This window comes from Pseudomonas sp. HP_14, assembly GCF_055283875.1.
In genome coordinates this window covers 216,199-235,819 of the sequence record NZ_JBTOQI010000041.1, presented here as the reverse complement: position 1 = coordinate 235,819, position 19,621 = coordinate 216,199, and the positions used below count along the sequence as shown (strand labels likewise).

The window sequence follows — 19,621 nt, the reverse complement described above, 5'->3', positions numbered from 1 at the left end:
ATCCATGAGTCAGACCGCGACCATTCTGGTGATCGACGACGAACCGCAGATTCGCAAGTTTCTGCGCATCAGCCTCGCGTCCCAAGGCTATAAAGTGCTGGAAGCCGGGACCGGTGCCGAGGGCCTGAGTCAGGCGGCACTGAGTAAACCTGATTTATTGGTGCTCGATCTGGGCTTGCCTGACATGGACGGTCAGCAGGTGCTACGTGATTTTCGCGAGTGGTCCACGGTGCCGGTGCTGGTACTTTCGGTTCGCGCCAGCGAAGCCCAGAAGGTTGAGGCGCTGGATGGCGGGGCCAACGATTATGTGACCAAGCCGTTTGGTATTCAGGAGTTCCTGGCCCGGATTCGAGCGTTGTTGCGTCAGGCTCCGATGGGCGAGCAGCAGGGTGCGGCTCTACTGTTTGGTCCTCTGACGGTGGATCTGGCGTATCGCCGGGTATTGCTCGATGGCGTTGAGGTGGCCCTGACTCGCAAAGAGTATGCAGTGCTTGCGCAACTGGCGCGGCATCCTGGCCGGGTGATCACGCAGCAGCAGTTGCTCAAGGATATCTGGGGCCCGACCCATACCGAAGACAGTCACTATTTGCGCATTGTGGTCGGTCATTTACGCCAGAAACTGGCGGACGATCCAGCCGCGCCGCGGTTTATCGTGACCGAGGCAGGGGTGGGATACAGGCTGCGGGAAAGCTGACTTGAAATGGGCTGAACTTTTCCAGGATTGAAATGCGGGCTTGTGGGAGCGAGGCTTGCCCGCGATGCATGAGACACGGCTGGAAGACACACCGCGTTATCCTTTATCGTCCGGATGCGGTTCGGCCCAGGCGCCGCTCAGATACAGGTACTCGCCTGTAGGAGTGAGCTTGCTCGCGATGAACGATGACACGGTGTAGCTGACAAACCGAGTCGTCTGCATTGCGGGCAAGCCTCGCTCCAACGAATATGACGGTCTTGAATATTGACGGTGCGCCAGGCCAAAAAATCTGCATTTCAGCCGTTGCTTCGATGCTCCGCCTCATACCGATCCAGCGTATCGCTGGCGATCTCCCGACCCAGGGCGATAAGTTCGGGAGCTTTGTAAAACTCGAAGAACCGACACACGCGTTTCGGCACATTGATCAGGATATCCGGCGGATACCCGGCGATCTTGTATTGCGCCAATGAAGTCTGCATCACCTCAAAGCTCTGGTTGATCAGGTCCAGCAGCGAAGCCGGGCCGACGTTGTCGATGATTACCGAACCTGCGGCAGACCTTGGCGCGCTCTCGCCTTGCGGGGCCGCCGCCGGTTGCTGACCTTGCGGGTCGGCGGATTCCAGCCAGGGATTTTCAATCGTCGCAGCGCTGGCCTTGGGGGTGTTCTGCGACAGGTGCAACTCGTTGCCAGCGGCGTCCAGCTTGCGGCGAAACGGCAGTCTTGAACCCAGCGAACTGATCATCGAGTCGACACGGCGTTTTACCGCAGGCGGGCGTTCAATCACCGGCAACTGGTAATGCCCTTGTGTGGTCGAGTTGAGATTGACGGCGACGATCAGATCGCAATGGCTGGAAACCACCGGGACGATGGGCAAGGGATTGAGCAAGCCGCCATCCACCAGCATGCGATTGCCCTGCATGACGGGCGTAAACAAGCTGGGAATCGCCGCCGAGGCTCGCATCGCCTGATGCAGGCAGCCTTCCTGAAACCAGATTTCTTGCTGATGGGTCAGGTCGGTGGCCACTGCCGTATAGGGGATTTGCAAATCTTCGATATTGATCTCTCCGACGATTTCCCTTATCTGGCCGAAGACTTTCTCGCCCCGGATCGCGCCCAGACGGAAACTGACGTCTACCAGGCGCAACACATCCAGATAGTCGAGGCTTTCTATCCATTCCCGGTATTGCTTGAGCTTGCCAGCCGCATAAACCCCGCCCACCACCGCGCCCATCGAGCAGCCTGCTATGCACGCAATGTCGTAACCGCGCCGCTCCAACTCCTCGATGACGCCGATATGCGCATAACCCCGAGCGCCTCCAGAACCCAGCACCAGTGCTACACGTTTCTTCATAAAAGGCCCCCAGAGTCAGATTGATTCACCATACGCCCAAACCGGGTCATATTCGTAACTGATTACCGTGCTGTGAAGGCTCTATTGCAGTAAAAAACAGTTACGCTTGCGCCCCCGATAATGGCACTTTCAGTCAGTGTCACCGTCAAAGCTGCACAATTGATATTTCTTCTTGAGGTAACACCGATGAAAGCCTGGATTGTCCTGCCCTTGTTTGCTCTGGTTCTCACTGGTTGCGCGGGTAAAACCGGTTATCGCGAAAGTTGCGGGACGCAGCTTGATTCGGCCTGGAAGGAACTTGATCTGGCCAAGGCCGAAGGTTTTGCCGGTACTGTCAGCTACTCGAAAGCCTTGTCTTTGTTGACCGGTGCCAAGACTCAGCAACAATTCGAAGCATTTGAAGGCTGCACCGAGAAAGCTGAAAAAGCCCGCTTCTATATTCGTGAATCCCGCGCGGGCAGGTAAGTCGAACGAACCTGTGGGAGCGAGGCTTGCCCGCGATACATGAGACGCAGCCAGAAGGCATACCGCGTTATCGTTTATCGCGCACAAGCGTCGCCCACAATTGTTTAAGGCAATATTCCCCTCTCTGCCACTCCAATTTCCTCTTCTCCCTAGCGAAAACACCTACGCTATCTTTATTGTGACTGCACAGCAGTCCTGTTTTTAGCCATAGGCAGTCGCCTGGAGAGTGTTTTCGATGGGCAGGAAACTCGATGAGTGCCTCAACGCCGTCAATGAGGTGGTGTTGGGTAAGGAGCCGCAAGTCCGACTGGCAATGACCTGCCTGCTCGGCGGTGGCCATTTGTTGATCGAAGACTTGCCCGGCATGGGCAAAACCACCCTTAGCCACACCTTGGCCATAGTCTTGGGGTTGAGCTTTCAGCGGATTCAATTCACCTCGGACCTGTTGCCGGGAGACATCCTCGGTACCTCGGTGTTCGATCGTGAAACTGGACAATTCACTTTTCATCCCGGGCCGATTTTCGCTGAGCTGGTGCTGGCCGACGAGATAAATCGCGCCACCCCCAAAAGCCAGAGCGCATTGCTGGAGGCGATGGAGGAAGGGCAGGTCACCATTGAAGGCGCAACGCGTTTGCTGCCTGATCCGTTTTTTGTCATCGCCACCCAGAATCCCTTTAGCCAGGGGGGCACTTTTGCGTTGCCCGAATCGCAACTGGACCGCTTCCTGATGCGCCTTTCCCTGGGGTACCCGGCCCGTGCAGCGGAGAAGGCGTTGCTGCTGGGCGAGTCGCGTCGGGAGCTGTTACCCCGGTTACAACCCTTGTTGAATCATGCCGAATTGAGGGCGTTGCAGGCGATGGCCCGGCAGGTACGAGTCAGCGACGCTTTGGTGGACTACGTGTTGCGGCTGGTAGATGCGACCCGTGCACAGCCGCAATTCGCTTACGGACTCTCACCCCGCGCAAGCCTGGCAATCCTGAGCGCCGCGCGGGCCTGGGCGCTGCTGGCCGGGCGCGAGTATGTGATACCCGAGGACGTGCAGGCGATTTTGCCCTCTGTGGTCGGTCACCGTTTGCGGGAGCGTACCGACCCAACCGGGAATGGCGGCGGAGCGCTGGTGCAATGGTTGCTGCGAGAGGTGCCAGCCCTTTGATCGAACAGTTCAGACCGTTCTGGCAGCGCTGGCTGGCGCGCCGTATACCACCGGCTTCAAGGGTCCGACTTGACCATCGGCGCATCTTCATAATGCCCACCCGTACCGGTGGCAGTTTCGCGCTGGTGCTGTTTTTGATGTTGTTGGTGGCCATTAATTATCAGAACAGTCTGGCCTACGGACTGACCTTTCTGCTGTTGTCGATGGCCATTCTGGGGATTTTGCACACGTACCGTAACCTCAGCGGTCTGGTGATCAGCGCAGGGGTGTCACGTCCGGTATTTGTGGGCGAGACCGTGCAGTTGAGTCTGCGCCTTGAGGCCGATGGCCGCGCTCATCAGGCGATATCGTTGGGATGGGACGCCGCGTCGGTGCAGCAGGTCGATGTGTCTGCCGAGGAGCGAGTTGAAGTGGAATTGACCTTGCTTGCGCAGAGTCGAGGCTGGCTGCGTGCCCCAAGGCTGCGGATTGAAAGCGTTTTTCCCTTGAGCATTCTGCGCACCTGGAGCTGGCTGGATCTTGAGCAGACTGCGCTGATTTATCCTCGACCGGTCGCAGGCGCCATGCCGCTGCTCAAGGGCGTACAGCCTCATGCAGAGGATCAGGGCCTGGCGACTCAAGGGCCCGGCGTGGACGATTATCAGGGGTTGCGTGTTTATCAGCCTGGTGACAATCGGCGGCGTCTGCACTGGAAAGCTTATTCCCGGGGCCAGGGCTTACTGCTCAAGGACTTCACCGACCTGAGCGGTCATGACCTGTGCCTGGATTTCATGGCGTTGGGCGGCGATATCGAGGAGAGGCTGTCGCGCCTGTGCTATTGGGTGGTGATTCTGTCACAGCGTCAGCAACCTTTTGCCTTGCGTCTGCCGGGATTCCTGTCCACAGTCGACAACGGCAATCAGCATCGCGAAACCTGTCTGCGCGCGCTGGCGCTGTATGGCGTGCGGCAATGAGTAACGCCGCCTCCGGGCTGAGCCTGCCGATCCCCCGCACCAGCCTGACCTGGCTGCTGCTGGCACAGGCGCTGGTTGTCGTGCCGTTCATTCAGCACATTCCAACAATGATCACCGGGCTTTGGCTGGCCTGTACGTTGTGGCGGGTGCAGATATTCCGCATGCGTGCCCGTCATCCCGGTTCCTGGGTGAAAGGCGGGCTCCTGGTCGGCACGGCGGGCGGTGTGTATCTTGCGCGCGGCAGTCTGGTGGGGCTGGAGGCGGGGGCTGCTCTGTTGGTGGCGGCATTTGTCTTGAAAATGCTCGAAATGCAGAATCGACGTGATGCGCTGGTGCTGATTTTTCTTGGTTTTTTCTGCGTCGCGGTCGGCTATCTGTTTGAGGACAACCTGCTGTGGGCGGTGTTTACCTTGTTGCCGGTCAGCACATTGTTGGCGGCATTGATCGGCTTGCAGTCATCCAGTCAGGCGAGCGGTCAGGTCAATAGCTTCAAGCTGGCGTTCAAGTTGCTGCTTCAGGCCGTGCCGCTGATGCTTCTGTTGTTCCTGTTTTTTCCGCGTCTTGAGCCGCTTTGGTCACTGCCGCAGCCGAGTAACAAAGGCCTGACGGGACTTTCCGACAGCATGGCGCCAGGCGATATGGCCGAGCTGAGCAAGTCCGCTGCACTGGTGTTTCGTGCCAGCTTTGAAGGGCCAATCCCGGCGCGTAACCAGCTGTATTGGCGATCGCTGACGCTTGAACAGTTCGACGGTCGACGCTGGTCACAGTCGTTGCGAGCGCAAACCGTGCAAATGCCGCAGTGGCAGAAAAGCGGTGATCCGCTGAGTTACAGCATCGTGATGGAGCCGAGTGGTCGCCCTTGGTTGTCGAGCCTTGATATCGGCGAAAGCGATCTGGCAGACGTGCGCCAGATGAATGATTTCCGTCTGCAGCGGCGTCGACCGGTCGAGCAGTCGTTGCTTTACAACGTCACCTCCTGGCCGGACGCGACCCGTGAGGCTCAGCTCAACGAGAACATTCAACGCCAGGACTTACAGTTGCCCGGCAAAGGCAATCCGCAGGCGCGTCAGTGGGCCAGTGATCTGGTGCGGCGCTACCCCAAACCCGATGCACTGGTGCAGGCGATGCTCGATTACTTCGCCCGCGAGCCTTATCACTACACCCTCAAGCCGCCGACGCTGGGGCCTGACAGCATCGATGATTTCCTGTTCGACAGCCGCCGTGGTTTTTGTGCGCACTACGCCGGGGCCATGACCTTTGTGCTGCGCGCTGCGGGGATTCCAGCACGGGTGGTGGCCGGTTATCAGGGCGGCGAATTGAACCCGGACGGGCAATACCTGACCGTGCGCCAGTTCGATGCGCACGCCTGGGTCGAGTATTGGCAGCCGGGTGTAGGCTGGCGCAGCGTTGACCCTACTGCTGCCGTCGCGCCGCAACGCATCGAGCAAGGCCTTGAACAGGCACTTGCTGCAGATGAAGCATTTCTCGAAGACTCACCCATGTCGGCCCTGCGCTATCGCAATGTCGCATGGCTCAATTCGCTGCGCCTGAGCTGGGACAATCTCAACTATGGCTGGCAGCGCTGGGTCCTCGGCTATCAGGGGCAGGAGCAGTTGCGGGTGCTCAATCGCTGGTTCTCGGGGCTGGAAACGCCGGCCTTCATTGGTGGGCTGGGACTGATTCTGGGGCTGTTTGCCTTGTGGGTGTTCAAGCCCTGGCAGCGGGAAAGTGATTCGCAACTTCGCCTGTTCAGCGCGTTCGAAAGACTGCTGGCCCGCCACGGTTTACGGCGTTTGCCTGGCGAGGGCGCTGAAGAGTTCTCGCGACGTGCGGCGCTGTCGTTGCCTGTGCATGCCGCCGCTATCGGTGCGTTTGCCGAGGAGTTCCAGGCGCAACGTTATGCGGGTAGCAATTCCTCACCGGGCGAATTGCGGCGGCGTTTGAAGTACCTGCGGCGCCGTCTGCCCTGGCGTATGTCGGCGGCTAAAGAACCCACGGTTAACGAGAAGGATTAGTTCATGTCATCGATGGTTGACCATCTGGTTGCTCAACTCCTGGGCTTGCAGATAAAACTGCTGGCCTGTCAGGCGCGTCTTGCTGCCTCTACTGACCCGGAAGCCTTGCATGACCTGCGCACTACGGTGCGTCGTTTGCGCAGCCTGCTGCGCCCGTTGCGCGGCATCGCCGGTGTCGAACAGCTGGAGGCTGCGGCTAAAGCAGTAGGGGAGCTGACGACGCCGCTGCGTGATATGGAGGTGCTTGCCGCGCACCTGGCCGATCAGGGCCTGACGGATGCAGCGAGCGTGCGTATCAATAAGGTCAACAAATCCTATGGGCAGGTGGCGACCGCTGCCGAGCTGAATCGCTTGTTCGGCACGCTAGACCAGTTCCCTGGTTTCTTGCGAGCGCAGCAGCGCCAGCGGTTGCTGCGTGGTTTGCGCAAGACGATTGAGAAAGGCATGGACAAACAGTGGAAGAAACTCCGCGAAGCCATCGCCGACCCGGCTCATGATCGGCATCGCTTGCGGCTGTTGATCAAGCGCGTGCGCTATGCCGCAGATGCATATCCCGAGTTGAGCCACCAACCCAAGAAAATGCAGTCGCGATTGAAAGCCGCTCAAGGCGCATTGGGTGACTGGCACGATCATCTGCAATGGCTGGCTCAAGCCGGGCAGGAACGTGATCTGGCACCGTGCATCGCGGGCTGGCAAACCGGTATTGTGCGGGCCGAGAAGAAGGCTGACGTTGCGCTGCAGCGTTTGAGCAAGACCTGTTTTGGCTGAGTCGCTTGAGGGTGATGGTTTCTGTCGAACAACGAATAACTATCTGATTTGGAATGCTTTTACTGTAGGGGCGAGCTTGCTCGCGATTGCGTCAGTTCAGCCGACAAATGCGTCGGCCAAGGAGCGGAATCGCGAGCAAGCTCGCTCCCACATAGACCGCGCTATTCCGTAGGACCGGCCGGGCGGCGCTCCGCTTTAGCCGGGAGGGCGTCGGGAAGTTCACTACATATTCCTCGTCAGAAATACCGCTCTCCCGGCTAAAGCCGGTCCTACGAGATTGCAAGCAAACATAGAATCTCCTACAGGTCCTTTGTTCGCTGGGAACAGCGCAGCTAGAATCAGGCCGCAACTATGGCCGATATGACGTATGTGCAGCGTAGGGTGGCTGGTTAATATCAATCCCTGTCTGCTGACTCGCCACTGTGCGGGTCTTTTATTACCGGTACTACGGGGTCTACATGAAGTTTTCCGAGCTGATCGACGCGGTGCGCAGCAATCCGCTGGCCGTGAAAATCCCGGCTGAATGGGCGCAAGGCCGCGCCAGCTTTGGTGGTTTGATGGCGGCGCTGCAATACGAGGCGATGCGCGCCAAAGTGCCTGAGGGACGACCCGTGCGTTCGCTGGCCATCACCTTTGTGGGGCCTGCTGAGCCAGGCGTTCCCATAGCGTTTGAAGTTGAAGTCTTGCGTGAAGGCAAAGCCGTCAGCCAGGTGCTGGGGCGCGCGACGCAAAATGGTCAGGTGATGACGCTGATTCAGGGCAGCTTCGGTGCGTCCCGTGAGTCGGTGATTTCGGTCAAGGCTGATCCTGCGCCAACGCTCAAACCGCTGGAAGCCTGTCCGCAACTGCCCTTTATCAGCGGCATGATGCCCGAGTACCTGCGATTCATGGAGCTGCGTTGGGCGTTGGGCGGTATGCCATTCAGCAACACGCCATCCCCGGCCATTGGCGGTTATGTGCGGTTTCGCGACATGGAAGAAGGGCCTTGCAGCGAAGCGCACGTACTGGCGCTGGTCGACACCTGGCCACCGGCGCTGTTGCCTCACTTGAGCAAACCCGCGCCGGGCAGTTCATTGACCTGGACCATCGAATTCGTTCAACCAATGCCGTCATTGAGTACGCAGGACTGGTGCTCTTACAAAGCAGTGATCGAGCATGCCCGCGACGGCTACGGGCACACCGCTGCAATGCTCTGGTCGCCGACCGGGGAGCTGATTGCGATCAGTCGGCAGACGGTGACGGTGTTTGGGTAAGACTGTGGCTTGGTCGCGGCCGCGCAGGAAATCTATGGCTTGCCCGCGATGGCCTGAATTATGTAGCTTTTTGCTGAATGTAATCGATCGTTTTCCCAACGGTGTCCAGCTTCTCGACGTCTTTGTCGGATATTTGAATTTCAAACTCCTCTTCAGCTTTGAATACCAGGTCTACAAAATTGAGGGAATCTACGCCCAGTGAGCGGAATGTCTTGTTGTCCTGAAGTTCAGCGACATCGATTCCAAGTTCAACTGTAGCAACGTTCTTGAACCTTCTACTTGCTTCTGACCTTTCCATGGCCTGCCTCCACTCTGTATTCAGGGGTGCAACGCCATTGATGCTGTGCCTAAACACTGCATCGGACAACTGTCATAAGTAACAGGTTGACCCTCAAAATCAGCGCGTTCCGACAAGCGGGTCGTTAACGGCTCGGATTATTGGGTTTCAAGTGAATGCCCAAGGCTGCTATCAGCCCGATCATGCCGATGGCCAGCGAAGAGAGGCTCAGGGAAAACACGCCATCGAGAATCAGCAACACCGCCAGAATGAAAAACGGCACAGTAATCAGGTACAGGGAAAGATTGCGCAGTTGGCGATGATTGTCGGCGTAGCCACGCCATTGCCACGTTTGGAGATTGAGTAAGCGCTTGCCCATGACTGCATTCCTCTACAAAAACTGTGTGAATGCCTGAAGAGTAGGCCTGACTCGCAGTGGCGGCGAATCAAGCCTGACTATCGGTGTAATAGGGGGGCGACAGAAGTGAAGAGTCTGACCTGACACATCGCGCCAGCCCCTTTCGCCAACAAGTCGCCTCCTACCGTGAAGCGATAGGTCTGACCAGCGCGTTGCATGGTAGGAGCGAACTTGTTCGCGAGACGTCATGCCTGACACACCGCTGTGTTCTTGTCGCGGGCGAGCTTCCACAGGTGCGACGCCATTGAGGCGTACTGGCTTTAGCCGGGAGGGCGATGCAAATGAACGCTCAGCCAGGCTGGCTTTAAAGCTTCAACTGCCCGATCGCTTTGCTCAGCTCGCCCGCCAGGGTCGCAAGTTCGTCGCTGGTGCTGGCTGAATCTACGGTCTGGTTAACGGTGCGTTCGGTCACGTCACGAATGCTGACCACCGCACGGTTCATTTCCTCGGCGACCTGGCTTTGCTGTTGTGCGGCGACGGCAATCTGCGTATTGCTCTCGCGCATTTGCGCCACCGCATCGGCAATTGCCGCCAGGGCTTCACCGGCCTCATGTGCCTGCTGTACGCACTCGTCCGCCTTGAACGAGCTGTCCTGCATGAAGTCCACGGCATCCCGTGTGCCGGATTGCAGCGCCGACACCATGGTGGTGATTTCATCGGTGGAGACCTGCACGCGTTTCGCGAGGTTGCGTACTTCGTCGGCCACCACGGCAAAGCCGCGGCCCATTTCACCGGCCCGTGCTGCTTCGATCGCTGCGTTCAATGCCAGTAGGTTGGTTTGTTCGGCAATGCTGTGGATCACACTGACCACACCGTTGATCTTCTGGCTGTCTTCGGCCAGGCGCTGGATCATGCCTGCGGTCTGTTGTACGCCGCTGGACAAGCCGGCAATCGAGGTTTGGACGCGATCAACAACCGCTTTGCCGTCGCCCGCCAGGGTATCAGCCGTCCGGGACTGATCCCGGGTGGTGCTGGCGTGTTGGGCGATGTGGTAAACCGTTGCGGACATTTCATTGATGGCAGTGGCCACTTGGTCAGTCTCGCTCTGTTGACCCAGCATGCCATGGCGTACGTTGCTCATGCCGGCTGCCAGATGCGCCGCGCCTTGATCAAGACGTGCTGCGGTCTGGGATACGGTGCTGACGACGCGTTGATAACCTGCCTGCATGGCGTTGAACGCCTTGGCCATCTGGCCCACTTCATCTTCGCCGGTCAACGGAACGCGAGCCGAAAGGTCACCACTTTTTTCCACGTGCAGCATGACGTCCTTGAGGGTGTTGAGCTGGCTCAGAAGAAAGCGGATCAGCAACTGCGAGGCACCGAGCATTGCCAGCATCAATACGAATACCGCGATGGCGTAGTTGGCGAAGCGGTCCTCGAGTACTTGTATCAGGCTTGGGGCATAAGCCAGCACGGCGATTTTTTGCCCGTCAGGTCGAGCCACGAGCTGAGCGCCAATCAGGGGCTGTTGGTCCATCACCGGTTGTGAGTTCAAAGGCACCCAGTCTGTGCCGGACGCGAGCTCGGGTAGCGGCTGGTCCTTGAATGTCGGTGTTTGTCCCGCGCCAAATATCAACAGCTGCGGATGCGTGGGCAGCGGCTGAGACACCGGCCAGTTGCCGAGCAGTCGGGCCTCGGCCTGGGCTGATTGCCGGGCACTGTCGACCCGGGCCTGTTGCTCCAGTTGCAAGGCGTAGATGACCAGCATCAAGGTGGTAAAAAACGCCACCGCGTTGACGGCCCAGAATTTGTACTTCAGAGAAAGATTGCTAAGCCAGGTGCCCATATGAAGGTCTTCTTTGGTGAGTCAGCAGGAGAAATGCAGCAAGGTGCCATCATCATCTCCCACTGAACAAAGCGTTCCTTGACGTGGATCAACCTATTCTTGAGCGCCGGCAGGTATTTGGGGTAATGAGAAAAACTCGCGTGCGGCAGCGCTGCTGTGGCTGGCAAGATCCTCAAGCGTTTCGCCGCGATGCAGCGCGACTTCACGAAGGACTTCCGGAAGAAAGCCGGGTTCATTGCGACCGTTTTTGGGTTTGGGGCGCAGGGTGCGTGGCAGCAGGTAGGGCGCATCGCTTTCCAGCATCAACCGGCCGCGGGGAATGTCGCGAACCAGCGGGTGCAAGTGAGTGCCACGACGCTCGTCGCAAATCCAGCCGGTAATACCGATGTGCAAGTCCAGATCCAGATAGCTGTACAGTGCGCGCTGTTCCCCAGTGAAACAATGCACCACGGCCGCAGGCAGACGATCACGATAATCGCGGAGGATTTCGAGTAAGCGTTGATTCGCATCACGCTCGTGGAGGAACACCGGCATTTGCAGTTCCACGGCCAGTGCCAGATGAGCCTCAAGAACCTTTTCCTGCTGAATGCGAGGCGAAAAATCGCGATTGAAATCCAGCCCGCATTCGCCCACGGCGCGCACACGATCTTCCCGCAGCAGGGCTCGCAGTTGGCGCTCGCTGTCGCTGTTCCAGTCAACCGCCGAATGGGGGTGAATCCCTGCGGTACTGAACAGGCGCAGAGCGCTTTCATCCAGCTCATGACAGAGCCTCAAAGCCTGCTCGCTGCCCTCGACACTGGTGCCGGTCAGCAGCAACTGGCAGACGCCCGCGGCATAGGCGCGATCGAGCACCGCCTGTCGTTGCGAGTCGAAGCTGGCATTTGTCAGATTGACGCCGATGTCGATGAGTTGCATGGTGCTACCTCAGGCCGAAGACCGCTGAGGATATCAGAGCTTCGGTTCTAATAATAAAAGGTAATACAATCAGCCTCTTGAGCTGTTTTTCTGACAGGTTTTCGCAAGAAATAGATGAAGTGAATTTCATCTGTCCAGATCCACAAATCTCTTTTTATATATTTTCGACCGGCATTTCCCTGGAGAGTGAATGATCCGAGCCTCCCGTTACCTCATTGTTTTCGCGCTGGTGCTATTACCGTTTTCGGTCAGCGCCCGTCAGGCAGGGCCACAAGTTGCCGAGCACAAAACGGCTGTGCGCGATCTGCCGACTATTCGCAGCAGCAAAGTATTGCGTGTGCTCGTTAATCAGAGTCGTAACAGCTCGGGCGATGCGAAGGGAGAGGAAATTGGCGTCGAATACCATCGACTGCAAGCTTTCGAAAAATACCTCAACGGCCATCCCCGGAATGGTCAGCAAGTCATTTTCAAAGTCATCCCCAGAGCCAAGAACCAGTTGCTCACCGCTTTACAGCGGGGCGAAGGCGATCTGGTTGCTCCAGGCGAACTGCTTGATACCCGTGAAGCCAAAGGCATCGAAGCCAGCGAGCCGATCATCAGTCATGTGCCGTTGGTTTTAGTCGGCGTCAGGGGCGCGCGCAGCTTCAAGCATATCGAGCAACTTTCCGGGAGAACCTTGAGCCTGTCCGCGGGCAGCGCGGCCGATGAGGCGGTGCATCTTCTGAATCAGCGACTGGCCTTGCGCAAACTGGCGCCGGTGAAAATCGAGTGGGTCGATCCCAGTCTTGCTGTAGAGGACGTGCTGGAGATGGTTCAGGCGGGCATCTTCCATCTTACGGTTGTCGAGCAGCCCATCGCCGAGCGTTGGGCCAGGGTGATGCCCAAACTGCGAGTGGACCGTTCGCTGACGTTGAGCACCAACAGCGACATGAACTGGTTTGTGCGTCAGGACGCTACGATGCTGCGCGCAACCATCAATGGTTTCCTGAAAGGCTACAAGCCGCCTGCGAATCAGGATCTGGCTTTCCAGAAGGCCTACAAAAACCTCTACAAAGTGCACAACCCGCTGGCCCGTGCGGATCGTCAGCGTCTTGAGGCGTTGCGCCCGACCTTGCAGCGTCATGCTGACGCGCAGGGCATGGACTGGTTGAATCTGGCCGCGCTGGCCTTCAAGGAATCAGGGCTTGAGCCGCAAGCGCAGGGCAGCGGCGGGGCAACCGGTTTGCTGCAGATCACGCCGTCCGCTGCCAAGCGGGTTGGCGTGGGCAACATCCAGTCCACCGATAGCAACGTGCAGGCCGGGGCGAAGTATCTGGCCCTGATTCGGCGCAAGTTTTTCGCCAGTTCCAGATTCAATGAGCGCGAACGTATGGCGTTTACCTTGGCGGCCTATAACCTTGGGCCGGAGCGTGTGCAGGGCATGCGCAAAGAAGCCAAGCGGCGAGGCCTCAACCCGGATCAATGGTTCTTCCAGACCGAGCGGGTTGCCATGGATCAGGCAGGTATGGGGGTGGTGAGCTACGTTAACAGTGTCAACAAGTACTATTTGGCGTTTGATCGTGAACGGGACTCACTGGAAAGCTCGTCTTCCAATAAGGCTACCGTGAGGAAGTGATCGAAAAAATAGATGCTGATGGCGAGTTTTTTGCGATTGTTACATTTGTAGATCCGATTAATATGGCGCCATCACCTTCATTCACGGAACGCATCACATGAACACTCAGATCAAATCGCTTTTCACCACTCGTGCTGGCTACGGCCTGACCGTTGTACGGATTCTGGTTGGCATCATCTTTGTCGCCCATGGCAGCCAGAAACTGTTTGGCGCTTTTGGTGGTTATGGTCTGGAAGGCACTGGTCAATACATGGCGAGCCTGGGTCTGACGCCGGGTTATCTGATGGCGCTGTTGTCCGGTAGCGCGGAGTTCTTCGGTGGTCTGGGTCTGGTGGTGGGCTTGCTGGCACGTCCTGCAGCGTTGGTGCTGGCCGCTACGCTGGTGGTGGCAATCTTCTCGGTGCACATCAGCAACGGTTTGTTCATGGCCAACAACGGTTACGAGTTTGCACTGGCGCTGCTGGGTGGCGTGATTGCGGTGCTTATCGAAGGGGCAGGCAAGCTGTCCATTGACCGCACTATCGGCAACTGATCCGCGCAGCTGATCGATGTAACCCCTGAAAGGCCCGCCCAGTGCGGGTCTTTTTTATTCAGAAGCTAATCAGGTGGCAATTGACAATCAACGGGCTGCTTCTCTAGGATGCTGCTCATGCGCCGATTTAAACAACTACTTGCGGGGCGCCAGACAGGCATGAAGCTTGTCTATAGAAGTCCTCAGGGGCTTCGAAATACCGCTAAAGCGTTGGTTCGGTGTTGCCTCTCACCGCTGCCCAGCGGAGCATTTGAGGCTGAGACAAAACATCATGAGCCACCCCGTCGTTCGCATTTCTCCGATTGCCACCCAGTTCTCCCGTCGCAACCCGAAAATTCTGCTGTGCGGCTCACACCAGCCCACCTTGCTGCGCTACCTGGACGGCCGTCCACGTCGCAACGGCGGACCTCATGCATTTCTGATCCAGTTCGTTGATCCGCTACAGTCTCTGGCCAGCTACAAAGACAACGAGTTCGACCTTGCGGTGGTTCAGGCGCCGTCTGCCGAGCGGGTTGAGGAAGTGGTGCGTAACCTGACGCGGATTGCCCGGCAGGGTTTGATTACGCGGTGTTGAGGGCCGAACGCATGCTCTTGTAGGCGCTGCCGAAGGCTGCGATGGCGGCGTGTCAGGTTAAATGCTTCGCAGCCTTCGGCAGCTCCTACAGGGTTGGCGGGTGAGGTACAGCGCGGTGGTTGAGCTGCTTTTCAGAGGTAATCAATCGCCACGATGTAGCAAAGCTGTTCGCCGGTTGGTGCCTGAACTTTCACTTCAGCGTCCAGCGCCTTGCCGATCAGGGCGCGGGCCAATGGCGAGTCGATGCTGATCATGTTCAGCTTCAGGTCCAGTTCGTCCGGGCCGACGATTCGGTAGCGCGATTCCTTGCCGTCCTCATCTTCAATGGTCACCCAGGCGCCGAAGTAAACCTTGTTGATGTCGCTCGGGTGAGCGCCGACAACCTTCAGGCTTTCAAGGCGCTTGGTAAGGAAGCGCACGCGACTGTCGATCTCGCGCAGCATTTTTTTTCCGTAGGTGTATTCCGCATTTTCCGAGCGATCGCCTTGGGCCGCAGCCTCGCTGACCGACTGAGTCACCTGCGGGCGACGTACATGCCATAACTCATGAAGCTCGGCACGCATCCGCGCTTCACCCTCGGGAGTGATCAGCGAGGTGCCAGCGGTGCGGGGAGGGCGATAGCGGCTCATGGATTGTCGTTGTATGGAACACGGGCGCGCAGTCTATCAGCCATCGCGCAACACCGTCAGCGGGCTGACATTCAGCGCTCTGCGGGTACCGAATACACCTGCACCACCGACCAGCAACGCGCCAATCACTGGCAGCAACAGCAGCCAGGCGTGAGGCGCCCAATCCAGGTTAAAGGCGTAGCGGTACAGCGCGAACGTCACCAATTCGCAACCCAATGCAGCCAGCAGACCACTGACTGCGCCGAGGAGGCCGAACTCGATGCGTCGTGCCTTGATCAGCAATGCTCGTTCCGCACCCAAAGCCCGTACGAGCGCACCTTGGCGAATGCGCTCATCAAGGGTCGCCTGCAAGCCTGAAAACAGCACGGCGATGCCGGCTGCCAGAACGAACAGTAGAACGAACTGCACTGCCAGCGTGACCTGATCCAGAATGCTGCGCACCTGCGCCAGCAGTGCTTCGACGCCCAGAATGCTGATAGCCGGGAAGGTGCGTGACAGTTCGACGATCTGTTTGTCGTTGCCAGCAGGCAGATAGAAGCTGGTCATGTAGGTGGTGGGCAGATCCTGCAGGGTGCCGGGCTGGAAGATGATGAAAAAGTTCGGCTGGAAGGTGTCCCAGTTGACGTCACGCAGGCTGGTGACAGCGGCCTCGCGACTCATGCCGCCGACCATGAAGTTCAGCCGGTCGCCCAGTTTGATCTGCAGGCTCTCAGCCAGTTTGGTCTCTACCGAAACCCCTGGAGTTGCGCTGGTTTCGCCGTTGGCAGGCCACCAGTTGCCTGCCGTCAGAGTGTTGCCTTCCGGCATGTTTGCCGACCACGTCAGGTTCAGGTCGCGGCGTGTGGCGTTTTCCCCGCGGGAATCCTTGGTGACGAAGTCGCTCACCGGCTTATCGTTGATGTTCAACAGACGACCGGGTACCACCGGATAGAGGGGAGCTGCATGAGGTGAAAGCTTGCTGATCTGCTGACTGAAGGCGTCTTTCTGATCCGGCAGTACATTGAGCACGAAGTAGTTCGGCGCATCCTTGGGTAGCTGGTTTTGCCAGGTGTCCAGCAGTTCGCCGCGCAGCAGTGCGATCAAGCCCATGGACAACAGAATCAAACCGAACGCCAGAGATTGCCCGGCCGCAGCCATGGGATAGCGCAGCAACTGCCCCAGCCCCAGGCGCCATGGCAGAGAAGCGCGGGCCAACAGGCGTCGCAGACTTTTCAGGGCCAGCAACAACAAGCCGCCAAGCACTACCGCAGCAATTACGCCGCCACCGAGCAAGGCAAACGTCAGCACCAGGTCAAGGCTCAAGCGCCACATGATCAAACCCAGGGCGAGCAGGGCGGCGCCATAGACCAGCCATGAGCTGGCCGGGATTGGCAGCATGTCACGGCGCAGTACGCGCAGCGGGGGAACACGGCCCAACGCTGCAAGCGGTGGCAGGGCAAAACCTGCGAGTGCGACCAGACCGGTGCCGATACCCGCCAGGGCGGGCATCAAGCCACCGGGCGGAACAGTGGCTGGCAGCAGGTTATGCAGCAGACCGAACAGCGCCAGTTGCGCCAGCCAGCCCAGCAATGCGCCGCTCAATGCCGCGAGCAGGCCGAGCATGGCCAGCTGTAAACTGAACAGCACCAACGCTTCATTGCGCGACAGGCCCAGGCAGCGCATCAGGGCGCTGGCATCAAAACGGCGTACGGCGAAACGTGCAGCCGACAGCGCAACCGCGACACCGGCAAGCAGCACCGCAACGAGGCTGGCCATATTCAGATAACGTTCAGCCTTGCCGAGCGCGCCACCAATCTGTTGGCTGCCGTCACGGGCGTCCTTGATTTCTTGATGCGGCTCCAGGCCAGGTTCTATAGCTTTGCGATAAGCGGCAAGCGCTTCAGGCGGGCCGCTCCACATTTCCCGATAACTGACGCGACTGCCGGGCTGCACGACTCCGGTACCTTGCAGGTCGGCCATGTTGATCATGACCCGCGGCGTCAGGCTATAAAAATTACCGGCACGATCAGGCTCGTAGGTCAGAACGCGAGTCAGCTTGAGCGTTTTGGAACCCACATCAATATCGTCGCCAACGTTCAGATCCACTGCCGGAAACAGCCGGGACTCGGCCCAGGCTTCGCCGGGTTTCGGGCCACGGCTGACTTCTTCCGGCTGGTAAAGGTCGGCAGCGCTTTTCAGCTCGCCGCGCAACGGATATGAACCGTCGACCGCCTTGATGCTGGATAACTGGATCCCGGCGTCGGTTGCAATGACCGTGGAAAACACGACGATTTGCGCATGCTTGAGCTTGAGTGCTTCGCCTGCCTGGATCTGCTCAGGCTTGGCCGGGCTTGAGCCTTCCACCACCAGATCGGCACCGAGAAACTCAGTGGCGCGCAACAGCATCGCGCCATTCAGGCGGGCTCCGAAGTAACCGATGGCGGTGCTGGCGGCTACGGCGACCAGCAACGCAAAGAACAGAACCCGTAATTCACCCGCGCGGGCGTCGCGCAGTAGTTGGCGGGTGGCGAGGGTGAGCAGGCGCAGAAACGGCAGGCGTACCATCAAGGCTCCAGTGGGGCGACCAGACGGCCACCTTCAAGACGGATCAGGCGTCGGCAGCGGTGTGCCAGACGTTCGTCGTGGGTGACCAGTACCAGCGTGGTACCGCGCTCCTTGTTCAGTTCGAACAACAAGTCGCTGATACGTTCGCCGGTCTGGCTGTCCAGGTTGCCGGTAGGTTCATCAGCGAACAGCACCGAGGGGTCGGCCGCGAACGCGCGAGCGATGGCGACCCGTTGCTGTTCGCCTCCGGACAACTGGCGGGGCGTATGAGTCAGGCGCTTGCTCAGCCCGACACGCTCAAGAAGGCTCCTGGCCTGATCGCGGGCGTCCTTGCGGCCTTCCAGCTCCATGGGCAGCATGACGTTTTCCAGCGCATTAAGGCTGTCGAGCAGCTGGAATGACTGGAATACAAAACCCACGTGTTCCGCGCGAACCCGGGCGCGTTGATCTTCGTCCAGCTCGCTCAGGTTGCGTCCCGCCAGAATCACTGCACCGGAGCTGGGCAAGTCGAGACCTGCCAGCAGGCCGAGCAGGGTTGATTTGCCAGAGCCGGACGCGCCGACGATGGCCAGACTGTCGCCCTTGTTTAGTTCCAGAGAGAGTTCGTGCAGGATGGTCAGGTCACCTTCGGTGCTGGGGACCACTTTGTTGAGGCTCAGAGCACTGAGAATACTTTCACTCATGGAGAATCCGATGCGTGCGTGGTTTTTAAGTGCTGGCCTGGGGTTGCTGTTGCTGTCACAAGGCGCAGCGGCGGGCACAGTATTGATCGTTGGGGATAGTATCAGCGCAGCTTTCGGCCTGGATACCCGCGTAGGCTGGGTAGCCTTGCTTGAGCAGCGCATGAAGCAAGAGGGTTTCACCGATAAAGTGATCAATGCCTCTATCAGCGGTGATACCAGTGCAGGAGGCCAGGCACGGCTACCTGCGCTGCTTGCAGAGCACAAACCGGAACTGGTGATCCTTGAGCTGGGGGGCAATGATGGCTTGCGTGGCCAGCAGCCAACTCAATTGCAACAAAACCTTGCATCGATGATTGATCGCTCCCGGGACGCTGGCGCCAGGGTGCTTTTGCTGGGAATGCAGATCCCGCCGAACTACGGGCCGCGCTACACCAATGCATTCAAGGCGGTTTACAGCAATCTGGCTGACGAGAAGAAAGTGCCGCTGGTGCCCTTCTTTCTCGAGGGCGTGGGCGGTGTCCCCGAACTGATGCAGGCTGACGGATTGCATCCAGCGGCAAGTGCCCAGCAAAAGTTGCTGGAAAATGTCTGGCCGACGCTAAAACCGCTGCTTTGAGGCTTTTCTAGCGGGGGGCTTTCGGCTAAGGTGGCGCCCCCAATCTGGAGCCCTCCATGCCACGTCCCGCCTGGTCGCTGTTTGCCTATCAAATGATCGAGCCCGATGAGCAGCTCGATCTGTTCGCGTGCCAGGAAGTCAAAGTGCATCTGGTTGCTCGTCAGCTTGAACTGGGCGGCACCGTAGACCGCACGCTGTGCGGGACGTTGCTGCCCGCGCAGCCACGCTGGTCACTGGTCGCACGCGAGGTTTTCCGTGATGAGCGGTTGTGCTCGCTATGTCGCGCCATCGTCGAAGCGCAGAAGCGGGGCACCCGCCCGATCTGGCCTGAATTGCGATTCATGGAGTAAATTGTTGGTTGGCTCCCGGTCCAGCAGGT

20 protein-coding genes are annotated in these 19,621 nt (G+C 58.6%); 12 read left to right on the top strand and 8 right to left on the bottom strand.

Going from position 1 to position 19,621, the window contains the following annotated elements:
- Positions 1 to 4: 4 nt before the first annotated feature.
- Entirely contained in the window at positions 5 to 694 is a 690-nt protein-coding gene (locus tag ACYASS_RS20280) for a response regulator (protein WP_463587432.1), read from the top strand.
- A gap of 296 nt (positions 695 to 990) precedes the next feature.
- On the opposite strand, the gene ACYASS_RS20275 is transcribed toward ACYASS_RS20280, so the two are convergent.
- Positions 991 to 2,046: a patatin-like phospholipase family protein gene (locus ACYASS_RS20275; RefSeq protein ID WP_463587431.1), complete on the bottom strand. Its 1,056-nt coding sequence runs from the start codon at positions 2,044 to 2,046 to the stop codon at positions 991 to 993.
- 186 nt (positions 2,047 to 2,232) lie between these two features.
- On the opposite strand from ACYASS_RS20275, the gene ACYASS_RS20270 reads away from it, so the two are divergent.
- From ACYASS_RS20270 to ACYASS_RS20245, 6 genes are all read left to right on the top strand, one after another.
- Positions 2,233 to 2,511: a hypothetical protein gene (locus tag ACYASS_RS20270; RefSeq protein WP_027901763.1), complete on the top strand. Its 279-nt coding sequence runs from the start codon at positions 2,233 to 2,235 to the stop codon at positions 2,509 to 2,511.
- Between the two features lie 235 nt (positions 2,512 to 2,746).
- Positions 2,747 to 3,664 carry an AAA family ATPase gene (locus ACYASS_RS20265; RefSeq protein ID WP_463587430.1) on the top strand — a complete coding sequence of 306 codons (918 nt, stop codon included), beginning with the start codon at positions 2,747 to 2,749 and terminating at the stop codon, positions 3,662 to 3,664.
- Complete coding sequence (locus ACYASS_RS20260; protein ID WP_463587429.1) at positions 3,634 to 4,617, top strand: DUF58 domain-containing protein; 984 nt, start codon at positions 3,634 to 3,636, stop codon at positions 4,615 to 4,617. The genes ACYASS_RS20265 and ACYASS_RS20260 overlap by 31 nt, the downstream gene beginning before the upstream one ends.
- Positions 4,614 to 6,632, top strand: a complete 2,019-nt coding sequence (locus ACYASS_RS20255; protein ID WP_463587428.1) for a transglutaminase TgpA family protein — start codon at positions 4,614 to 4,616, stop codon at positions 6,630 to 6,632. Before ACYASS_RS20260 ends, ACYASS_RS20255 begins: the two co-directional genes overlap by 4 nt.
- A 3-nt stretch (positions 6,633 to 6,635) precedes the next feature.
- Positions 6,636 to 7,400 carry a CHAD domain-containing protein gene (locus tag ACYASS_RS20250; protein WP_463587427.1) on the top strand — a complete coding sequence of 255 codons (765 nt, stop codon included), beginning with the start codon at positions 6,636 to 6,638 and terminating at the stop codon, positions 7,398 to 7,400.
- 458 nt (positions 7,401 to 7,858) lie between these two features.
- Positions 7,859 to 8,653: an acyl-CoA thioesterase gene (locus ACYASS_RS20245; RefSeq protein ID WP_463587426.1), complete on the top strand. Its 795-nt coding sequence runs from the start codon at positions 7,859 to 7,861 to the stop codon at positions 8,651 to 8,653.
- Positions 8,654 to 8,711: 58 nt separating this feature from the next.
- Here ACYASS_RS20245 and ACYASS_RS20240 read toward each other — a convergent pair whose 3' ends face one another.
- The 4 genes from ACYASS_RS20240 to ACYASS_RS20225 all read right to left on the bottom strand — a co-directional run bounded on the left by ACYASS_RS20240 (position 8,712) and on the right by ACYASS_RS20225 (position 12,049).
- Positions 8,712 to 8,951 carry an acyl carrier protein gene (locus tag ACYASS_RS20240; protein WP_463587425.1) on the bottom strand — a complete coding sequence of 80 codons (240 nt, stop codon included), beginning with the start codon at positions 8,949 to 8,951 and terminating at the stop codon, positions 8,712 to 8,714.
- 124 nt (positions 8,952 to 9,075) lie between these two features.
- On the bottom strand, positions 9,076 to 9,309 hold the full coding sequence (locus ACYASS_RS20235; protein ID WP_463587424.1) for a hypothetical protein: 234 nt from the start codon (positions 9,307 to 9,309) through the stop codon (positions 9,076 to 9,078).
- Between the two features lie 343 nt (positions 9,310 to 9,652).
- The gene (locus ACYASS_RS20230) at positions 9,653 to 11,134 is read right to left on the bottom strand and encodes a methyl-accepting chemotaxis protein (RefSeq protein WP_463587423.1); all 1,482 of its coding nucleotides are present in this window, start codon (positions 11,132 to 11,134) and stop codon (positions 9,653 to 9,655) included.
- Positions 11,135 to 11,227: 93 nt separating this feature from the next.
- Complete coding sequence (locus ACYASS_RS20225; protein WP_463587422.1) at positions 11,228 to 12,049, bottom strand: TatD family hydrolase; 822 nt, start codon at positions 12,047 to 12,049, stop codon at positions 11,228 to 11,230.
- A 190-nt stretch (positions 12,050 to 12,239) separates the two neighbouring features.
- Between ACYASS_RS20225 and ACYASS_RS20220 the strand changes: the two genes are divergently transcribed.
- From ACYASS_RS20220 to ACYASS_RS20210, 3 genes are all read left to right on the top strand, one after another.
- Positions 12,240 to 13,664, top strand: coding sequence for an MltF family protein (locus ACYASS_RS20220; RefSeq protein ID WP_463587421.1), 1,425 nt, complete (start codon positions 12,240 to 12,242; stop codon positions 13,662 to 13,664).
- 97 nt (positions 13,665 to 13,761) lie between these two features.
- Positions 13,762 to 14,196, top strand: coding sequence for a DoxX family protein (locus ACYASS_RS20215; protein WP_243249105.1), 435 nt, complete (start codon positions 13,762 to 13,764; stop codon positions 14,194 to 14,196).
- A gap of 271 nt (positions 14,197 to 14,467) precedes the next feature.
- A complete protein-coding gene (locus ACYASS_RS20210) occupies positions 14,468 to 14,770 on the top strand; it encodes a class I SAM-dependent methyltransferase (protein ID WP_463587420.1) in 303 nt (100 codons plus the stop codon).
- A gap of 131 nt (positions 14,771 to 14,901) precedes the next feature.
- Here the strand turns inward: ACYASS_RS20210 and greB are convergent, their stop codons facing one another.
- Genes greB through ACYASS_RS20195 form a run of 3 tightly spaced genes read right to left on the bottom strand, consistent with a single transcriptional unit; the run spans position 14,902 to position 18,626 of the window.
- Complete coding sequence (greB, locus tag ACYASS_RS20205; RefSeq protein WP_463587419.1) at positions 14,902 to 15,399, bottom strand: transcription elongation factor GreB; 498 nt, start codon at positions 15,397 to 15,399, stop codon at positions 14,902 to 14,904.
- Between the two features lie 36 nt (positions 15,400 to 15,435).
- Entirely contained in the window at positions 15,436 to 17,943 is a 2,508-nt protein-coding gene (locus tag ACYASS_RS20200; RefSeq protein WP_463587418.1) for an ABC transporter permease, read from the bottom strand.
- On the bottom strand, positions 17,943 to 18,626 hold the full coding sequence (locus tag ACYASS_RS20195) for an ABC transporter ATP-binding protein (protein WP_463587417.1): 684 nt from the start codon (positions 18,624 to 18,626) through the stop codon (positions 17,943 to 17,945). The genes ACYASS_RS20200 and ACYASS_RS20195 overlap by 1 nt, the downstream gene beginning before the upstream one ends.
- A gap of 10 nt (positions 18,627 to 18,636) precedes the next feature.
- On the opposite strand from ACYASS_RS20195, the gene ACYASS_RS20190 reads away from it, so the two are divergent.
- Both ACYASS_RS20190 and ACYASS_RS20185 read left to right on the top strand, forming a co-directional pair.
- Positions 18,637 to 19,242, top strand: a complete 606-nt coding sequence (locus ACYASS_RS20190) for an arylesterase (protein WP_463587416.1) — start codon at positions 18,637 to 18,639, stop codon at positions 19,240 to 19,242.
- Between the two features lie 56 nt (positions 19,243 to 19,298).
- A complete protein-coding gene (locus ACYASS_RS20185; protein WP_122664605.1) occupies positions 19,299 to 19,592 on the top strand; it encodes a hypothetical protein in 294 nt (97 codons plus the stop codon).
- Positions 19,593 to 19,621 lie beyond the last annotated feature (29 nt).